General features: G+C 49.3%; 13 protein-coding genes. 5 read left to right on the forward strand and 8 right to left on the reverse strand.

The features are described from left to right. From GPK83_RS11410 to lepB, 5 genes are all read right to left on the reverse strand, one after another. The coding region (locus GPK83_RS11410) for an IS66 family transposase (RefSeq protein ID WP_252196327.1) at positions 1–1,349 on the reverse strand (1,349 nt) is incomplete at its 3' end. A 274-nt stretch (positions 1,350–1,623) separates the two neighbouring features. Further along, the gene (gene tnpB, locus GPK83_RS11415; RefSeq protein WP_215704814.1) at positions 1,624–1,980 is read right to left on the reverse strand and encodes an IS66 family insertion sequence element accessory protein TnpB; all 357 of its coding nucleotides are present in this window, start codon (positions 1,978–1,980) and stop codon (positions 1,624–1,626) included. Then, positions 1,973–2,356 (reverse strand): IS66 family insertion sequence element accessory protein TnpB, encoded by a 384-nt coding sequence (locus GPK83_RS11420; RefSeq protein WP_215704815.1) that lies wholly within the window; start codon positions 2,354–2,356, stop codon positions 1,973–1,975. The genes tnpB and GPK83_RS11420 overlap by 8 nt, the downstream gene beginning before the upstream one ends. Positions 2,357–3,155: 799 nt before the next feature. Beyond that, positions 3,156–4,475: an aspartate kinase gene (locus GPK83_RS11425; protein ID WP_117553285.1), complete on the reverse strand. Its 1,320-nt coding sequence runs from the start codon at positions 4,473–4,475 to the stop codon at positions 3,156–3,158. 46 nt (positions 4,476–4,521) lie between these two features. After that, on the reverse strand, positions 4,522–5,157 hold the full coding sequence (lepB, locus tag GPK83_RS11430; RefSeq protein WP_117553286.1) for a signal peptidase I: 636 nt from the start codon (positions 5,155–5,157) through the stop codon (positions 4,522–4,524). A gap of 467 nt (positions 5,158–5,624) precedes the next feature. Between lepB and glgB the strand changes: the two genes are divergently transcribed. The 5 genes from glgB (at position 5,625) to GPK83_RS11455 (ending at position 12,080) form a co-directional block, all read left to right on the forward strand. After that, positions 5,625–8,021, forward strand: coding sequence for a 1,4-alpha-glucan branching protein GlgB (gene glgB / locus GPK83_RS11435; RefSeq protein WP_215704817.1), 2,397 nt, complete (start codon positions 5,625–5,627; stop codon positions 8,019–8,021). Positions 8,022–8,104: 83 nt separating this feature from the next. Beyond that, on the forward strand, positions 8,105–8,917 hold the full coding sequence (locus tag GPK83_RS11440) for a mechanosensitive ion channel family protein (protein ID WP_117553288.1): 813 nt from the start codon (positions 8,105–8,107) through the stop codon (positions 8,915–8,917). Positions 8,918–9,301: 384 nt separating this feature from the next. Further along, positions 9,302–10,138 (forward strand): DUF3100 domain-containing protein, encoded by an 837-nt coding sequence (locus GPK83_RS11445; protein ID WP_117485796.1) that lies wholly within the window; start codon positions 9,302–9,304, stop codon positions 10,136–10,138. Between the two features lie 11 nt (positions 10,139–10,149). After that, complete coding sequence (locus tag GPK83_RS11450; RefSeq protein ID WP_015552559.1) at positions 10,150–10,635, forward strand: hypothetical protein; 486 nt, start codon at positions 10,150–10,152, stop codon at positions 10,633–10,635. A gap of 128 nt (positions 10,636–10,763) precedes the next feature. After that, a complete protein-coding gene (locus GPK83_RS11455) occupies positions 10,764–12,080 on the forward strand; it encodes an MATE family efflux transporter (protein ID WP_215704818.1) in 1,317 nt (438 codons plus the stop codon). Positions 12,081–12,392: 312 nt separating this feature from the next. Here GPK83_RS11455 and hemZ read toward each other — a convergent pair whose 3' ends face one another. The 3 genes from hemZ to GPK83_RS11470 all read right to left on the reverse strand — a co-directional run bounded on the left by hemZ (position 12,393) and on the right by GPK83_RS11470 (position 16,968). Further along, positions 12,393–13,850 (reverse strand): coproporphyrinogen dehydrogenase HemZ, encoded by a 1,458-nt coding sequence (gene hemZ, locus GPK83_RS11460; RefSeq protein WP_215704819.1) that lies wholly within the window; start codon positions 13,848–13,850, stop codon positions 12,393–12,395. Continuing rightward, a complete protein-coding gene (locus GPK83_RS11465; protein WP_215704820.1) occupies positions 13,847–14,491 on the reverse strand; it encodes an MBL fold metallo-hydrolase in 645 nt (214 codons plus the stop codon). The genes hemZ and GPK83_RS11465 overlap by 4 nt, the downstream gene beginning before the upstream one ends. A 191-nt stretch (positions 14,492–14,682) precedes the next feature. After that, positions 14,683–16,968 (reverse strand): bifunctional (p)ppGpp synthetase/guanosine-3',5'-bis(diphosphate) 3'-pyrophosphohydrolase, encoded by a 2,286-nt coding sequence (locus GPK83_RS11470; RefSeq protein WP_215704821.1) that lies wholly within the window; start codon positions 16,966–16,968, stop codon positions 14,683–14,685. Between the last annotated feature and the right edge of the window lie 440 nt (positions 16,969–17,408).

Below are 17,408 nucleotides of genomic sequence, written 5' to 3' on the forward strand. Positions count from 1 at the left end.
GGCACTTCCCCATCACTCAGGAATACCTTCAGATATTTTTCCTGATTCAGGCAGTAGTTAATCCCTTTTGCGGTTTCGCCCTTGGGAAGGACCGTCTGATCTGACTTTATTTCATGGATCCACGCAAAGAATTCTTCCAGCAGGGGCTTGATGCATTTCTGTCTCTCTTTTAACCGTTCTTCCGGACTCAGATCCTTCAGTCCACCTTCCAGATCATAGACAGCACCGATCCTTACCAGTGCCTTATACGCAATAGATGACTGGATTGCTTCCGGGTTGCTTTTTCCGATTGCCTTGATCGCGTTTGCGAAATGGCGTCTTGCATGTGCCATGCAGTTTGCGTTCTTTATCCCTTCCATATCCCGCTCCAGCTTGTGGTACTGTTCCAGCCCATCCGTCATAAGAATGCCGGAAAAATCCTTATAGTACGTTTTGGGATGGTCACTATGGCGTGTTTTCTGGTATTCATATATGATGATCGGTGGTATCTTGCCAAGTTCCCCGGTGATATGCACCCACATATAGCTTTTGCTGCCTGCGGGTCTTCCATCATGGATCACATCCACGGTCGTTTCGTCGCACTGGTTTACATGGGCTTTCAGCTGGCATTGCTTCATCATCTCGTATACGACTGATAAGTAGCGCTCTGCCGTCCATACAGTCCAGTTGGACATCGTCTGCTTGGACAGATTCAATCCGTTCGCTCCAAAATCCCTGGAGATCCGGTCGAGTGGGTTGCTGTTTACATATTTAGAGTTGATGATCGCGGCTTCAAGAGAAGGGGTCGCAATGCTGCCTTTAAATAAAGTTGCCGGATGATCTCCACGGAGGAATTCATCCTGATGCGCCCCATCCGTTCCGACATACACTTTGATGACATGTTTCTCCGCAATCCATCTGGCCGGTTCGAACCGGAGTTGCCAGAAGATCTCATCCGGCATGCTTTTCCAGTTCCCCGAACCAAAAGCTTCGTTTAATTCCTGCTCCGGTATATCATGAGAAATCTCTTCCTGTGGGAAATCTTTCAGGTCTTCTTCCCTCTGTCCCTTCTTTTTAGACTTACGGGACCTCTTTTTTGCGGATTCGATAACCTCTTCCATGACCGGTTCAGGGGCGGTTTCATCGTAATTCGCTTCAGCCTCATTAAAAAAGGAGAGCTGCCCCGCGATATCATCCAGTTTTTCTGTCTGGCGACCAAAACGCTGCTGGTTTGCAAGCCGGACCTGTTCTATGAGGGTTTCATAGTTCTGTTCCAGCTTGTCGAGCCGGTCCTGCATCTGGAAGATAACATCGTTTTTTGCTGTATGTTCCATCTGATTCAGTTCATCCGGAGTGAATTTTTTACACATGATGTCCGCCTTTCTTTCTAAGGAAAGTATAGCAGAAATCGGTGATAAATGCCAATCCGGTTTCCATACCGGTCCGTCATTTTTACCTACCCGGAACGTCTCCAGATGCCCTGTTCCAGTCACTTGAAATGCGAGGCATTTAAAATCAAAAGTTCTCTTTTTTATCTTCATACAGGACAAACGGTTCGTCTCATCGGAGAGTATTCCATTAATAGACACCGCCCTTTTTGGCGGTCAGACTGGCGTTTTATTTTCTCTGTTTTTCACAAACGTTTTAATAGATATGCTTCGGATCAACGTCTTTGATCCTGGGATCCAGGGGATTTAATCCTGTCATGAGGTACCTGTACTGGTCCTCTGTAAGTTCTGCCGCTTCCTGGATATTTCTTGGCCAGGATAATCTTCCGTCCTCAAATCTTTTGTACAAAAGCAGAAACCCCGTTCCCATCCATAAAAGCCCCTTGCACCGGTCAGAACGTTTCCCACAAAACAGGAACAGGGTTCCTTTCTCGAAAGGATTCTGTCCATACCGATCGCCGATGATCGTTGCTAGACCATCGATCCCTTTTCTCAGATCAACAGTACCGCACGCAAGGACTACACGACGGATCCCGGATGCGTCTTCAAGCATGGGACACCTCCCGTAAGATATGGCTCAGAAGAGTATCTGAAATGTCATTGGAGATTTCGATCTGAAGTAACGCGGTCCGGATAACAGCGGCTGGTTCATGGGAGATTGGATGCGTGTGTGTTTCCGAAACGGCAGTACACGGAATTTCAACAAAATCCAGCTCCGATTTTCCGGTTACAACAGGAACTGAGACGTTCTCCTTCATTTCCGCATAAGCCTGTTGTCGGAAGCGCCGTTGCCAGTGGTAGTAGCTTTGCTCCCGGATGCCGTTTTCGTCCATCCATCGTTTCGCTGATTGTCCAGCTGGTCTCTGCCCACAAGCCTGGATGATCTTTCGCCAGTACTCTGCACGAACTTCACGGGTACACTGATCCATAGTCTTTAGTCCCTCCTTGAAAAAATCTATTGGTTTTCTCAAGTATGCACTAAAAATGGTTTTAGTGAAAGGCGAGTGGTTTGACCTTTACGAGCAATACACATTCAAAAGAATTATCATCATAATCTACTTCCTTCAGAGACACAGGTGAGCGATGAATCTTGCGGAGATTTTCACCCCAACTGTTTCCAGTTGGAAGGGTTCGCTGATGAGGAAGATTCAAACAAAAAGCATCGGCGGCCGGAGTCTTGGAGAGTGAAAGGATTACTGGACGCGACATAAGGTTTTCTGCTGGGAAGGAATGAACTGCATAGTCCAGGTTCTTAGGCTCCAGGGACGAGAGAGCAATATAAATTCCCGGTTCCTTTATAAGTTCATAGAGGCTTATAGATCGTAATGGCAAACCCGCGAATGACCCAGAGCAAATAAGACTCTTTGTTCTCGGCTCACCAAGACCCATCCAAGTGACCGAGCAAAAAAGAATATAAAAAACATGAAGCAGAGTCAGATGAATTTCAAAGAAATTCGTCTGGTCCTGCTTCTTTTTTTGCCTCTGTCACCCTCACAAGCATCCCATTCCCAAGCCCACCCAATCCATTCTCTTCAATCCTGAAAAAGAGCAGGAAAATAAGAAAACGGCTTGGTTTATAAGGCTTAGATGGGATTGCTGAATGGAACAGAAGAGGCCTGGAGGCACAGAGACAGGCGCAGATGAAAAAGGATAAAAGGGACTTGAATAAAAAAGCCCCCGCACAGGTGATTAACAAACCGCCTATGTGGGGGAAAACTCATTTATGGATTATAATTCAGTTTTTACGAAGATATCGTAGATTGCCCGGATCGCCGGCTCAAAATCATCATTTGTAACGCCGATGATGATGTTCAGCTCACTGGATCCCTGGTCGATCATTTTTACGTTAATCTTAGCGTGTGCGAGGGCCGCGAAGATTCTTGCGGCAGTTCCGCGCATTGCCTTCATGCCGCGGCCTACGACTGCGATCACAGCGAGGTCGGACTCTAATGTGACAACATCAGGATGAACGGAGCGCTGGATACCGGAGAGAACAGACTGCTCTTTCTCCTGGAACTCATCCTGGTGAACGAGAACGGACATGGTGTCGATTCCTGACGGCATGTGCTCGAAGGAGATGCCGTTCTTCTCGAATACCTCAAGAACCTTTCTCCCAAACCCAATCTCGGAGTTCATCATTGCCTTGTCGATGTTCATAGCGCAGAAGCCCTTCTTTCCGGCAACACCTGTGATAGTGTAGTGCGGACGCTTGCTGGTATTCTCGACGATCATGGTACCCGGATCTTCCGGACGGTTCGTGTTACGGATATTGATCGGGATTCCGGCTTTTCTTACCGGGAAGATTGCGTCCTCATGAAGGACACTTGCACCCATGTAGGAGAGCTCACGGAGCTCGGTGTAGGTGATGGTTTCGATCGGAGCTGGATTCTCGACGATTCTCGGATCTGCTACAAGGAAACCGGAAACGTCAGTCCAGTTCTCATAGAGGTCTGCCTGGACCGCGCGTGCTACGATGGAACCTGTGATATCGGAACCGCCGCGGGAGAAGGTATGGATTGTTCCGTCCGGCTTAGCACCGTAGAAGCCAGGAATGACTGCCTGCTTTAAGGAAGCGAGATGCTCACGCATCTCCTCGTTTGTCTCCTCGGAGAGGAAATTTCCCTCAGCGTCGAAGCGGATCACATCGGCTGCGTCCACGAAGGTGAAACCGAGGTAATTTGCGGCGATGATGCCGTTCAAGTATTCTCCTCTGGAAGCCGCGTAGTCGCGTCCGGCTTTCTTTAAGAAGTTCTCCTCAATTTTCGCAAATTCGAAATCAAGGTTTAAGTTTAAATCAAGACCGTCGATGATATCGGTGTAGCGCTTCTTGATCTGGTCAAGGATGCGCTTATAGCTTTCGCCTGCGCATACAGCGTCGTAGCACTGGTATAACATGTCGGTCACTTTTGTGTCTTTGCTGTCTCTTTTTCCCGGTGCCGACGGAACAACATAGCAACGGGTCTTGTCGGCTTCGATGATTGCCTTTACTTTTTTAAACTGACGGGCACTTGCGAGGGAGCTGCCGCCAAATTTTACAACCTTCTTCATAATCTGTCTCCTGTGTGTAAGTAAATGATATATGCCGGATTCCACCTTAGTGGATTACCTTTGGTGTCGGGAAGTATTCGAAGAATACCCTGGCAACCATCTTGTCTCTGGAAATGTAGTGGTTCTGCCAGTAGCGGGCATCCAGGGAGTAGTTGCGGTTGTCGCCCATCATGAAGTAGCAGTTTTCCGGAACTTCAAAATGGTAAGTTTCATGCTGGTTCATCGGCTCTGCGATGTACGGTTCGTCGAGCGGTGTGTCAGATCCGTTTAAATAGACCTGATCGTCCACGATATCGATCACGTCGCCAGGCATACCGATCACGCGCTTCACATAGTAGATCGTGTGGCCGCGCTTTCCGACTTCGGAACCGCAGGCCGGGCAGGTATCCTGCTTATCGCCCTCTATGATCGCACCGCACTGTGGGCACTGCCAGCCAAAAACGAAGATTGCTACATCGCCGCGTTCCGGTTCAGAGAATTTGTAATGGAGTCTGGAGCCGATGACACGGCTTCCTGCCATGATAGTGTTTTCCATGGAACCTGTTGGGATTTCACTGTTTGCAATGACGAAAGTGGTGAGCACGAAGGCGATCACAGCGGCAGATACGAGAACCTGCACCCAGCTGATGAGCTCTGCGACCCAGCCTGTTTTTTCTTTCTTTTCTTTTTCGTTATTTTCCATATAAATGATCATAACCTCGTTTGACTAATATTTACGGGAAGGATATACTGTAAGAGTAAATACGATTGCCCGTATGCATACAATAAAGAGTTTATGATAAATTGTCAAGTTTCGCAAGGGAATTTCGAAAAAGGTAAGGAAGTTTTTTATTTCCATCAGGAAATCCGGCGAAATCCGTAGACGAAATACGAATAACAAGAAGGCAGCAGCCTGAAATACGGAATTGCGATCCGGAAAATGCTTGCTGTGCAGAGAACATTTTCAGTTATAGTTTGTGCAGGAGAGAACAGCAACCATTTTCACAGATTTATGTTCCAGACTTTGTGATAATACTTGTATCACCAAAGCGAAAATGTTAAAATACTGTTAAGAAAATTGCGGGCGATTATCATCCGCTGATGGATCTGATCATTTTTTGCGGAGCGTGCCAAGAGAAAGGCATGCGGATGCAGCAGGGGGAGTGCTGAATGGAAAAAATCTTATATGATCTGATGGATTGGGCCGGAATCGAGGAACTTGTCTATTCCGAGGCGAGCGATCCGGGACGGCTTTTAGGGGAACATGTGATAAAGGAAGGTCTTCTGATCCAGGCTTTTCTGCCGAACGCGGAGAAGGTGTCCGTAAAAATCGGCGGGGAATTGTTCCCAATGGAAATGGCAGACGAGAACGGCTTTTTCGCGGTGCTTTTAGAAGATCGAAAAGAACTGGTTCCGTACCATTTCTGTATCACTTACACAGACGGGGACAGCGAGGAAATCGTTGACCCATACAGCTATCAGTTCCACACCGCGTTTACAGAGGAAGAAGTGCGGAAGTTCGGTGCGGGGATCTATTATGATTCCTATGAGAAATTCGGGGCACATCCGGCGGTGGAAGCCGGGATCGAGGGCGTTCACTTTGCGGTGTGGGCGCCGGATGCGATGCGCGTCAGCGTTGTGGGCGATTTCAACTTCTGGGACGGAAGACGCCACCAGATGAAAAAGCGAGGTCCGTCGGGGATCTACGAGATCTTTATCCCGAACCTGAAGCCCGGCGCGATCTACAAATATGAGATCAAGACAAAAGCAGGACTTCCGATGCTGAAGGCGGATCCGTACGGAAACTATGCGGAGCTCCGCCCGAATACGGCATCTGTTGTCTGGGATATGTCCGGTTACAAATGGAACGATGATGAGTGGATCAAAGAGCGGGCAGCGGCGAAAGACCGCCTGAAGGATTCCCCGATGTCCATCTATGAGGTCCATCTTGGTTCCTGGATGCAGAAAACGGTAGCACAGAATGAGAACGGTGAGGACATCAACGGCAGCCAGTTCTACAACTACCGGGAGATCGCGGAGAAGCTGGCAGCCTATGTGAAAGAGATGGGATACACCCATGTGGAGCTGCTTCCTGTGATGGAACATCCGTTGGATGAATCCTGGGGTTACCAGGTTACAGGCTACTACGCGCCGACGAGCCGTTTTGGAACACCAGATGATTTCAAGGCGTTTATGGATCATATGCACAAAGAAGGGATCGGTGTGATCCTGGACTGGGTTCCGGCCCATTTTCCGCGGGATGCCCACGGCCTTGCAGCCTTTGACGGGACATGCCTCTACGAGCACCAGGATCCGCGCCAGGGATCCCATCCCCACTGGGGAACGCTGATCTACAATTACGGACGTCCGCAGGTATCAAACTTCCTGATCTCCAATGCCTTATACTGGGCGAAGGAGTTCCATGCAGACGGAATTCGGATGGACGCAGTGGCATCCATGCTGTATCTGGACTATGGAAAGAACGCCGGGGAGTGGGTCGCAAACATTTATGGCGGAAATGAGAATCTGGAGGCGGTGGAATTCTTAAAGCATTTAAATTCCATCTATGCGAGGGACACGAAAGGTTCTGTCCTGATCGCTGAAGAGTCCACGGCCTGGCCGAAGGTCTCCGGTGATGAGAACGATGGCGGACTTGTATTCGACTTCAAGTGGAACATGGGCTGGATGAACGATTTCCTGGATTACATGCAGTGCGATCCGTATTTCCGCCATGACCACTACGGGGAGCTGACCTTCAGCATGCTCTATGCCTACAGCGAGAAGTTCGTCCTGGTATTTTCCCACGACGAGGTGGTCCACGGAAAAGGTTCTCTGGCAGGTAAGATGCCGGGGGATACCCAGGAGAAGAAGTTCGCGAACCTCCGCACCGCCTACGGCTTTATGATGGGTCATCCGGGAAAGAAACTTCTGTTTATGGGACAGGATTTCGGCCAGATGGATGAGTGGAACGAGAAGGCGAGCCTGGAGTGGGGACTCTTGAAATATGATATCCACAGCCAGATGAAGGATTATGTGAAAGCACTGAACCACCTATACCGCACACAGCCGGCGCTCTACAGGATGGACTACGAGCCGGAGGGCTTCGAGTGGATCAACTGCACATACAACGATGAAAATATCGTTATATTTGAGAGAAAAACGGAAAAGCCGGAAGAGACGTTGCTCTTTGTCTGCAATTTCGCTCCGGTGGAGCATGAGAAGTTCCGTCTCGGCGTTCCGTTTGCGGGAAAGTATAAGGAGATCTTAAACAGTGATGCAAAGCAGTTCGGCGGCAGCGGCATGGTAAACCCGAGAGTCAAGATGTCGAAGAAAGAGGAGTGGGATACGAGAAAGAATTCCATTGCCATCAACCTTGCTCCGATGTCCACAGCTGTATTCTCCTGCACTCCGTATGAGGAAGAGGCGGAGCCGGAGAAAAAGAAAACGGCGGAGAAGAGAAAGCGCCCGGCACGGCAGCCATCGGTAAAGCTGCCGGCGAGCCCGCTGGATGTGATCTCCGAGAAGGTTGGGCAGATCATAAAGACGGCGCGCGAGAGCCGGCACTGAAATTTGTGCCTGACTGATTGGGGCAGTCAGCGCAGAAATTAAATACAGGACAGAAATATCCGGGAAACAACAGGTGAAATGACATGAAAGAACATACATTGGATATTCTAACCGCAGCGCTCATCAAATACGGAACCAGAGTCTTCTGGGCGGCGGTCATCGTATTCGTGGGACTGCGGATCATCAGGATCGCCCGCAGGGCAGCTGGTCAGATCATGGACCGCGCCGGGGTGGAGATCACGTTAAAAAAGTTTCTGGACATGCTGCTTCATGCAGTTCTCTTCGGCGTTATGGTATTCATGGCGGCGGATCAGTTAGGGATCAAGACGACCTCCTTCGTGGCGGTCATCGGTACCGTCACTCTGGCCTTCAGCCTTGCGATGCAGAATACGCTCTCGAACTTCGCGGGCGGAACCCTGATCCTGCTCCTGAAACCGTTTAAGGTGGGCGATTATATCAGCACGAGCTCCGGGGAAGGAACCGTTGAGTCCATCGGCCTTGTATACACGACGCTCCTGACAACGGATAACCGGGTCATCACGATCCCGAACAGCTCCGTGTCCAGCGCGCCGCTCACAAACCTCACAAGGACCGGAAAACGCCGCCTGATCATCAATGTGGGAATCGGATATTCTTCTGATCTTTTAAAGGCGAAGAACGTCCTGAAAAAGATCTTCGAGGAGAACCCGGGGATCATGAAGGATCAGCCGGTTCAGGTCGTTGTGGATGCGCTGGGAGACAGCAGTGTTGTTTTAAGCGCCAGAGGCTGGACGACCTGTGAGGATTACTGGACAGCGAAGTGGTCCATCACAGAGGCGATCAAGTTAACATTTGACAAAGAGGGGATTGAGATCCCGTACCAGTATATGAATGTAATGATGACAAAGGAACCATAGCGTGAACCGGGCAGAGTATCGGAAAATGCAGGTTACCCGGGGAAGAGAGTTCAACAGGAGAAAACTGTGGACTCTCTTTTTCTGTTGCACAGGAAGAAAGCATATTTTTCATTATATAGAATATATTCCACAATTCAAAATGAATGATTCTTGTTTGCACACTGTGGTAAAACAATAAAGCAGCAAAGCTTTTTCGCATAATGCAACAAAAAACGCTTGCATTTTTGTGAAAATCTGATAGAATCAATGTTAACTTGTTTCTGCGTTGCGGACAAATGTTTGCGGAAAAGAGACGGGTCTTTCTGTGCAAAGATGCCGAAAGATCTATGATTTCAGCAAAAGGGAAACATGCGGAGGCGAAAAACAAAAAAAGGAGGATTGAATATGAAAGAACATATGGCAGACTGGCGTATCCATGCACTTGCTTTCGTACTCACCGTAATTGCCGAATTTATCGGCACCAAAAAATTCAGTTTCGGGCCTTTGTCCTTCTCACTGTTTCCGATGCTGTATGTACTGATCCTTGGAGCAATCCTTGGAATCGCGAAAATGATTCCACAGAAGATGATGACAGAAGCATCACCGTATATTGGAATCAGCGTTATGATGCTGACAGCAAAGATCGCATCCACGATCGGACCGAACCTCGGCGCGGTTGTCAAAGCCGGACCGGCGCTGATCCTTCAGGAATTCGGAAATCTGGGAACTGCGGTTTTAGCGCTCCCGATCGCCGTATTTGTATTCCATATGGGACGCGCGGCAATCGGAACCTCCTTCTCTATTTCAAGAGAGAGCTCCCTTGCGGTCGTTGCCGATAAATACGGTCTTGATTCAGATGAAGGAATCGGTGTTATGGGTGGATATATCACAGGTACTGTATTCGGAACCATGTTCAACGGTATCTTTGTTTCCCTCCTCTGCTCCTTAAATATCTTCCATCCGTACGCGCTTGGAATGGCGTGTGGAACAGGTTCCGCATCCATGCTTTCTGCCAGCCTTGCGGCAGTCGTTGAGGCATATCCGGATATGGAAGCGGAGATCACTGCTTACGCGGCGACCTCAAATATGCTGAGCAGTGTGGATGGCCTTTATATGAGTCTTTTCATCGCACTTCCAATGTGTGAATTCATGTACAAGCTGTTCACAAAGAACAACAGGCATTATAAAGACGGACTTCCGATCGGCGCTAAGGTAAAAGTTAAAGCAGCCGGGGAAGAATAGGAGGGATCCATATGGACGCAGCAGTATGGTTTAAAAGAATCAAATGTCTTGTCCTTGTATGCATCTTCGCATCCATCGGCAATTTTATCAGTACATCAAAGGCCGGAAACCCGGTAACCCCGCTTGAGGCAGTGCCCGGGCTCGTGCTTCTTCTTTTATGCACGCTGGTGGGCTGTATCATTTATGAGCTGATCAATAAGGTTTCACCGAAGAATCTTCCGGCGATCGCCTATATCTCATTTATCGCGATCCTGATCACGATCCCGGGTGTCAGCCCGATCGCGGATTACGCGATCGAACAGATCGGAAAGATCGGACTTCTTCCGCTCTGCACTCCGATCCTTGCATATGCCGGAATCTCCATCGGAAAAGATGTGGATACATTTAAGAAACAGGGATTTGCGATCGTAGTCGTAGCGATCTTCACGTTCGCGGGAACATTCCTCGGTTCTACGATCATTGCCCAGATCATCTTAAAAATGACGGGCGTGATCTGATGATCAGATATGAAAAATGGGAACAGGTTGTAAAAACAGCGCACTCATGTTATCATTATAACACTGGTGCCGCCGCATGAAACAGAGCCGCGGACGTCCAATCATAACGATAATGGAGTGAAGTTTCCATGTACCATGATCTTACAAAAGGGAGCATCTCACGCTCCCTTCTTTTATTTGCCCTGCCGATGATGGCAGGAAATCTTTTACAGCAGTTTTACAACATCGCGGACACCCTGATCGTCGGCCGTGTCCTTGGAAAAAATGCTCTGGCGGCGGTGGGATCTTCCTACACGCTGATGACATTCCTGACCTCGATCTTTCTGGGGCTCAGCATGGGCTCCGGCGCACTGTTTTCCATTTACAGGGGAAAAGGAGATGAGAGGGCACTGAAGTCCTCCATCGCCCACGCCTGCGGCCTGATCCTCGCTGTAACGCTTGTTTTGAACGCAGTTGTCTATATTTTCATTGATCCGATCTTAAGCTTCTTACGGGTCCCTGAGGAGGTCTGGGGCGGTATGAGAGAGTATCTGCTGATCATTTTCGCGGGTCTGCTCGCCACGTCCCTCTATAATTTCTTCTCCTGCCTGTTAAGAGCACTGGGAAACTCTACGGTTCCGCTGGTGTTTCTTGCGGTATCCGCGATCTTAAACATCGCGTGGGATCTTTTATTTGTGGCGGTCTTTCATTGGGGGATCGCCGGTGCGGCCTATGCGACGATCTTTGCCCAGTATGTATACGGGATCGGTATTTTGCTCTACGTTCTTTTCCGATGCAGAAGCCTTTTTCCGGAGAGAAAGGATCTTTGCTTTGACGGCGGAATCTTAAAGGAGATCGCGGGCCTTTCCTCCCTGACCTGCCTGCAGCAGTCGGTTATGAACTTCGGAATCCTCATGGTGCAGGGGCTTGTAAACAGCTTTGGCGCCACCACCATGGCGGCTTTCGCAGCGGCAGTAAAGATCGACACCTTCGCATATCTTCCGGTTCAGGACTTTGGAAACGCCTATTCGACCTTCATCGCCCAGAACTACGGCGCGGGAAATAAAGAACGGATCCGCCGCGGCACAAAGGAATCCTTTGCCATCAGCACGGTATTCAGCCTTGTGATCTCAGCGCTGGTCTTTGCCTTCGCGGCACCGCTCATGCAGATCTTCGTGAGTTCCGCAGAGACAGCGGTCATCGCCTCCGGCGTCCGTTATCTCAGGATCGAGGGCGCATTCTATTTTGGTATCGGCTGCCTGTTCCTGCTTTACGGATATTACAGGGCGATCAAGAGGGCGGAGATGTCTGTGGTGCTTACAGTGATCTCCCTCGGAATCCGTGTGTTACTTGCCTACGTGCTCTCTGCCACATTCCTCGGCGAGACAGGAATCTGGATGGCAATCCCAATCGGCTGGATCCTGGCAGATCTCACTGGACTTTTATACATGAGAAAAACCTGGTAAAAAGAAAAGGTAACTATTCAGTACCTTCATAGTTACGTGCAAAAATCCATTCCAGATCAGCTTCGCTGATGGGATTTTTGCCTTCCAGCCTATGTTTTCTTACGGTCAGCGCAGCAAGTGCGCAGACCTACTGAACAGTTACAAGAAAAGTTACAAAGAAAGAACTTTTGCAAAATAAGAATTAAAAAAGATGTCGAATCTAAAAAATACGCTGTACAGGAGAATAAACCCCATGTACAGCGTATTTTGTTTCCATGCGCCCAGATCTGGCGTTTGATCTGCGCTATCCTGCGGTCAGCGCAGCAGACATATTTAAACTAACTTACTCAACAGCTTCTCTTTCCTATCGATCATCTCGTCGATCCTCTCGATATAGGAAGCTACATCCTTTACATTCTCCGCGCGTTCCAGACGGTTTTCCGCCGGGAACGTGACTTTCGTGGTGGTTCCGGCACCGCAGGCCACGATGGTCTGCTTTTCCTCCATAATGAGGATATTGTAGATACATGCTTTTCCGGGTGCCGCATAGCCGACATTCTCGAAATTTCCGGCCATATTTTTCTGACGGTACAGGTAATACGGCTCAAGACCCATCTCGCGGGCGTACTTCGCGGTGAGATCGATCATCTCCTGAGTGTTCTGGATCTTTAAGTTCGCGTAGCGCTCCTTGAAGATATTCAGTCTCGCTGCACGCTTGATGGCGAGAGAGTGGACCGTCACGCTGTCCGGGGCAAGCTCTCTGACCTGCTCCATGGTGCTGCGGACGTCATCGATATCTTCCTCCGGAAGTCCGATGATGAGGTCCATATTGATATTGTCAAAGCCAAGATCTCTTGCCATGCGGAATTTTTCCTTCACCATATCCACGGTGTGGTGGCGTCCGATCAGATCCAGAGTTGCCTGCTTCATCGTCTGCGGATTGATGGAGATCCTGGAGATATTGTGGGCACGGAGAACTTTGAACTTGTCTTCGGTGATGCTGTCCGGACGTCCGGCTTCCACAGTGAATTCCTGTACCTTTGAGAGGTCAAAGGTATTCTCGATCTTTGTGAGCAGGGCGTCCAGTTCCTCGGCCTTTAAGGACGTCGGAGTTCCGCCGCCAAAGTAAACCGTGTCGAGAGTACGTCCCTTCATCTTTTCTGCCACATAGTCTAATTCTTTAAACAGCGCTTCAAGATAGAGATGAACCTTCTTTTCCCACGCGCCGATCGGGTAGGAGGTGAAGGAACAGTAGAGGCAGGTGGTCGGACAGAACGGAATTCCCACATAGAGGCTGTATCCCGTCTCATAGTCGATATGGCTTAAGAGCTCCCGCTCCCGTTTCGCGACCTCCACACTTAAGTCGATCTTCTCTTTGCTTGTCAGGTACATGTCCCGCATGAAGGAACGGATGCTCTCCTCATCCTCACCCTGATCAAGTCTCGTCATGGCGATCTTTGTCGGGCGGATACCGGTCAGGGTCCCCCAGGGGAGTTCTTTTCCCGTCCGCTTTTTTAACATGCCGTAAAGCTCTTTCTTGATCGTTGTCTTTGCGTTTAACCGCACATCATAGTCGATCGGAAATACGGTCTCATCTGCGACAGTCCCCGCCGGATCCGTGATCTTCAAGCCAAATTTCGTCTCACCAGCGTTCTGTGTGCAGGTTCCCTCCACATAAAAATCCACGTTGTCCTGTTTCTCATGGACAAAAGTCTCACCTGGATAAAACGCCATCAAAAGCTCCCGGATATCCTGCTCATAAGCAGTATCGTTCAATAAAATTCCAATCATCTCATTGCCCCCGAAAGAGGATTATACTTCTTTTCAAAACCGATGGTAGTCGTGTCCATATGCCCCGGATAGACCATGGTGTCGTCCGGCAGTGTGGAGAGCAGACGTCTTACAGACTCGGCGATCTGGCGTCCGCTTCCCGTCGGGAAATCTGTGCGGCCGTAGGAGCCTGCAAACAGGGTATCCCCGGAGAAGAGAACAGATTCTTTTTCGATATAGTAACAGCAGGAACCGATGGTGTGTCCTGGTGTTTCAAATACTTTCCATGTAAATCCGGCGATGGAAAGCTCGTCACCCTCCTTCACGGTGACATCCGGTGTGATCGTATACGGTTCTCTGAAATAGCCTGCCACGAGACTCTTTTGACCATCCGTCAGGACATCGATCTCCTTTTCGCATGCGTAGATCGGTACATTCCAGGTCTCCTTCAGTTCCTTTGCCGCCATGATATGGTCGAAGTGACCGTGGGTCAGAAGGATCGCTTCCGGCTTTAACCCCAAGGATACCGCCATATTGGCGATCTGACCGGCGCCATCGCCCGGATCGATAACGGCAGCTCGTTTTGTCTCATGATCATAGACCAGATAGCAGTTGGTTCCAACCATGCCAACTACCAGAGTCTTGATGCGGATCTCGCTCATAGTTTACTTTCCTCCATTTTCAACAGCATAAAGAGAAGTGCTTCGCCTTTATGCCGGTACAGTTTTCTGCTGTGGTTCTCAAACATTCGTGTATAAAAAGGCCTGCCGTCCGTAGTACCTCCGGCAGACCTTTATCACCGCACTCACGGCGCACTTTCACATACCTGAATGCAGAGTTATCTAAATTTTAATCAGCCCGTGGTTCTCTCAATATCCAGCACGCCGTCGATCTGGCGCAGCTTTGCCATCAGGTTGTTTAATTCTTCGATTCCATGGATATCGAAGCTCATGGTGATCGTCGCTTTGCCCTGCTTGTTCACGCGGGAGTTCATCGTCTTGATGTCGATCTCGCGCTCTGTAAAGATCTTGGAGATATCCACGAACATTCCGATCCGGTTGTTCGCGAAGATCGAGATCTCTGTGGAGTAGGTTGCGGCACTGTTGTCCTCCTCAACGCCCTGCCACTCTGCGTCGATCAGGCGGCTTCTCTCGATCTCCGGGAGATTTAAGACGTTGATACAGTCCGTTCTGTGGATCGTAATTCCGCGGCCTCTCGTCACGAAACCAACGATCTCGTCGCCCGGAACCGGGCTGCAGCACTTGGAGAAACGAACCGCAAGATCATGGATTCCCTTTACGGTAATGCCGCTCTTTGATTTGCTGCCCTTGATCGGAACCACAGCAGGTTTGTTGTTGTCACCGATGGCATCAAGGATCGTCGCATCGGTCACTTCGCGTTTCAGCTTCTTTGTGCGCTCCTCGATCATCTTGTTGATGACCTGCCCCTCTTTTAATCCGCCGTGTCCGACGGATGCCAGAACGGAATCCCAGTCCTGAAAGGCGTAGCGCTTTAATACTTTATCCACAAACTCCGGCTTATTGATATCGGAGAAGTTGATCCCCTTTGCCTTACAGTAGCGGTCGATCATTTCGCGGCCTTTTAAGATATTGTCGGCCTTCCGCTCCTGCTTGAACCAGGCGTTGATCTTGTTTCTCGCCTGGCTGCTCTTGATGATATTTAACCAGTCACGGCTTGGTCCCTTGGAATTCTGGGATGTCATGATCTCGATCCGGTCACCGTTCTGGATCACATAGTCAATATTTACGAGCTTTCCGTTGACTCTCGCGCCCACCATCTTGTTTCCGACAGCCGTGTGGATCGAGTAAGCGAAGTCGATCGGTGTGGAGCCGCTTGGCAGTGCCTTTACGTCTCCGGTCGGTGTAAAACAGTACACGCTGTCGGAGAACATATCGAGGTCGCTCTTGATGGCATTTAAGAATTCCTTGTTGTCGGACATATCCTGCTGCCACTCAAGGATCTGGCGCAGCCAGCTTAACTTCTTCGCCTCATCACCGGCAGCAACCTGTCCGCTGCCGCTCTCTTTATATTTCCAATGGGCGGCGATACCATATTCCGCTGTGCGGTGCATCTCGAAGGTACGGATCTGGATCTCGAACGGCTGACCGTTCGTGCCGATCAGTGTCGTATGTAAAGACTGATACATATTCGGCTTCGGCATCGCGATATAATCTTTAAAACGGCCGGGGATCGGTTTGTACATTTCATGGATGACACCCAGTGCCGCGTAACAATCTTTTACGGAATCCACGATGATGCGGACTGCAAAGATATCGTAGATCTGATCCAGCGTCTTGTGCTGGTTTAACATCTTCTTATAAATGCTGAAGAAGTGCTTGACGCGTCCGTTGACCTCGCACATGATCTCCGCGTTTTCCATGTGGGTCTTGATCTCAGCGATAATGTCATCGATGAATTTCTGGCGTGCTTCGCTTGTCAGGGCGATCTTTTCTTCCAGTTCTTTGTATACATTAGGTTCCAGATATCTTAAGGCGAGATCGTCCAGTTCGATCTTGATCTTGGAAATACCGAGCCTGTCAGCAAGAGGGGAGTAGATCTCGATGGTCTCCCTCGCCTTCTCCTTCTGTTTTTCGGGCCGCATGTACTGAAGCGTCCGCATATTGTGGAGACGGTCCGCAAGCTTGATGATAATGACACGGATATCTTTTGCCATTGCGAGGAACATTTTTCTTAAGTTCTCCGCCTGCATTTCCACCTTATCTGCCGACCAGGATAACTGGGTCAGTTTTGTAACGCCGTCGACTAAGAGGGCGACCTCTTTTCCGAACAACTCGGCGAGCTGTTCCTCTGTATACACGGTATCTTCCACCACGTCATGGAGAAGTCCGGCTGCAATCGTCTCTTTATCCATCTCGAGATCCGCGAGGATGATCGCCACACAGAGCGGATGGATAATATACGGTTCCCCGGATTTTCGCTTCTGGTCTTTATGGGCATTATCCGCAAGCTGATATGCCTTCTCGATCATGCTCAGATCATCGGACGGATGGTACTTTCTGATGCTGGCAACAAGATCCCGGTAAAGAACATCAGGACTTGTGAAATCAGCAGGCGCTTCCAGATCGCCTTCGATCGTTTTCAGTTTGTTTTCTTCCATAATATCTCCCACCTTCACTTTTAGCGTACCATCCGGTCATGCCTGCCACAGAAATCCATCGTTTTCACGGCATTTTCGACAAAAGCAGACACTCCTGAAATATACCAACCATTATAAAATTTTTTGGCATAAATTGCAATCGTTTTGTTGCGGTTGTTTTAGGACGCTGCGTTACTGTACACGGGTAGGAATTTTCTGAACTGAAAATTCCGTACGATACACTTCTGGTAGCAGATTTTGCCGATTTGGAATGCGAAGCATCGGCAAAATCACGTTACTGTACACGCATGCGTGTACAGTAACGACGCTGCTTTCCGGAAGGATTCCCTGATCCGGGGAATCCTATACCGGATCCTTTCTGCCTCGAAAGAAAAAATTGATTATGGCAGGCATATCTATTTTTTATAGTATTATCATGTTAAAGTGGTTGAGTTTCAAAG

The organism is Clostridium sp. MCC328 (genome assembly GCF_018785465.1).
Lineage (GTDB): Bacteria > Bacillota > Clostridia > Lachnospirales > Lachnospiraceae > Pilosibacter > Pilosibacter fragilis.